Below are 1574 nucleotides of genomic sequence, written 5' to 3'. Positions count from 1 at the left end.
GCGGCGAGCAGATCGACGTGCTGACCGTCAGCAGCCCGAGCGCCGCACTCGGCGAGGAAGTGACCGTGCACCTGACCATCCTGGACCGCGACGACCTGCGCGGTGCGCTGAAACCCGACAGCCGCGGCCGCAGCGAACGCGGCGATCTGGCCGGATTGCGTCGGCTGCTGGCATCGGACGAGGGGGCCGCATGAACCGTCGCCATGCATTGACGATCGGCGTCGCCGGCATCGCACTGGCCGCCGGTGCCGGTTTCGGCTGGTGGCGCGAACGCAGCAACGCCCTGCCCGAAGCCGAACGGGCGCTGTGGGATTTGCAGTTCGACCGGCCCGAAGGCGGCTCGCTGCCGCTGGCCGGACTGCGCGGCCAGCCGCTGCTGCTGAACTTCTGGGCCACCTGGTGCGCGCCTTGCGTCAAGGAGATGCCGCTGCTCGACGCCTTCCAGCGCAGCCACCAGCCGGCCGGCTGGCGCGTGGTCGGCCTGGCGGTCGACAGCCCGACCCCGGTCCGGGAGTTCCTGAAGAAGGTGCCGGTGAGCTTCCCGGTCGGCCTGGCCGGTCTGACCGGCGTCGACCTGGCCCGCTCGCTCGGCAACGAGCGCGGCGGGCTGCCGTTCAGTGCCGTCTTCGGCCGCGATGGGCGCATCATCGCGCGCAAACTGGGCAGCATCGGCGAGCAGGACCTGGCCGCCTGGGTGCAACAGCTCGGCTGAGGGGCCGCCGGGTTCCATTCGGCCGAGATTTTTCTATATTGCAGTCTTCGGCCCCTAAAGCGCGTAAAGTTCAGCCTTCGCAAAATTCCGGGCCGCCCACTCCAGGCACCCGATCCGCGTTTCATGCACATCCTGGTCCTGCACGGCCCGAACCTGAACCTGCTCGGCACACGCGAGCCGGAGGTCTATGGCGCGACGACTTTGGCGCAGATCGATGCCGATCTCGCAGAGATCGCGTCGCAGGCCGGTTCGACGCTGGTGAGCTTCCAGAGCAACCATGAAGGCGCGCTGATCGACCGCGTGCACGCCGCGCGGCTCGACGGCACGCAGTTCATCCTGATCAACCCGGGCGCGCTCACGCACACCAGCGTCGCGTTGCGCGATGCGCTGGCCGGCGTCGCGATCCCGTTCATCGAAGTGCACCTGTCGAACGTGCACCGGCGCGAAGCCTTCCGCCACCATTCCTATTTCTCGGACCTGGCCGACGGCGTGATCGTCGGCCTGGGCGCAGACGGCTATGCCTGCGCCCTGCGCCACGTGCTGCAGCGTGACGCGAAGCGCCCTCCCCAGCGGACGGCCTGACCCCACGGCGCCAACGGTCCGATCGACCGCGGGCGCCCGACAACAACGACGACAGAAGTTGGAGAACCCATGGACCTGCGCAAACTGAAGACCCTGATCGATCTCGTGTCCGAATCGAACATCTCTGAACTGGAGATCACCGAGGCGGACGGCAAGGTCCGGATCGTCAAGGCCGACCCGACCCTCGTCGCGGCAGGCCCGGTGGCCTACGCCGCCCCGGTGCTGGCCCCGGCCGCTGCCGCTGCGCCCGCCGCGCCGGTGGCCGCCGCCCCTGTCGAGG

At 69.4% G+C, this 1574-nt stretch carries 3 protein-coding genes and 1 pseudogene; all 4 read left to right on the top strand.

The window, feature by feature from the left end:
* Positions 1-194: pseudogene (locus AC1D15_RS31410) on the top strand (hypothetical protein); the annotation flags it as partial.
* The gene (locus tag AC1D15_RS31405) at positions 191-712 is read left to right on the top strand and encodes a TlpA family protein disulfide reductase (RefSeq protein ID WP_477829119.1); all 522 of its coding nucleotides are present in this window, start codon (positions 191-193) and stop codon (positions 710-712) included. The pseudogene AC1D15_RS31410 and the gene AC1D15_RS31405, both read left to right, overlap by 4 nt.
* A gap of 123 nt (positions 713-835) precedes the next feature.
* Complete coding sequence (gene aroQ, locus AC1D15_RS31400; protein WP_047506636.1) at positions 836-1294, top strand: type II 3-dehydroquinate dehydratase; 459 nt, start codon at positions 836-838, stop codon at positions 1292-1294.
* 69 nt (positions 1295-1363) lie between these two features.
* Positions 1364-1574: DUF8684 domain-containing protein (locus AC1D15_RS31395; protein WP_489739966.1), on the top strand; the 211-nt coding region annotated here is incomplete at its 3' end.

The sequence above is a fragment of the Rhizobacter sp. P2_H2 genome (assembly GCF_056403375.1).
Note: the sequence above shows the minus strand (reverse complement) of the source record. Positions and strands in the feature narration are given on the sequence as shown.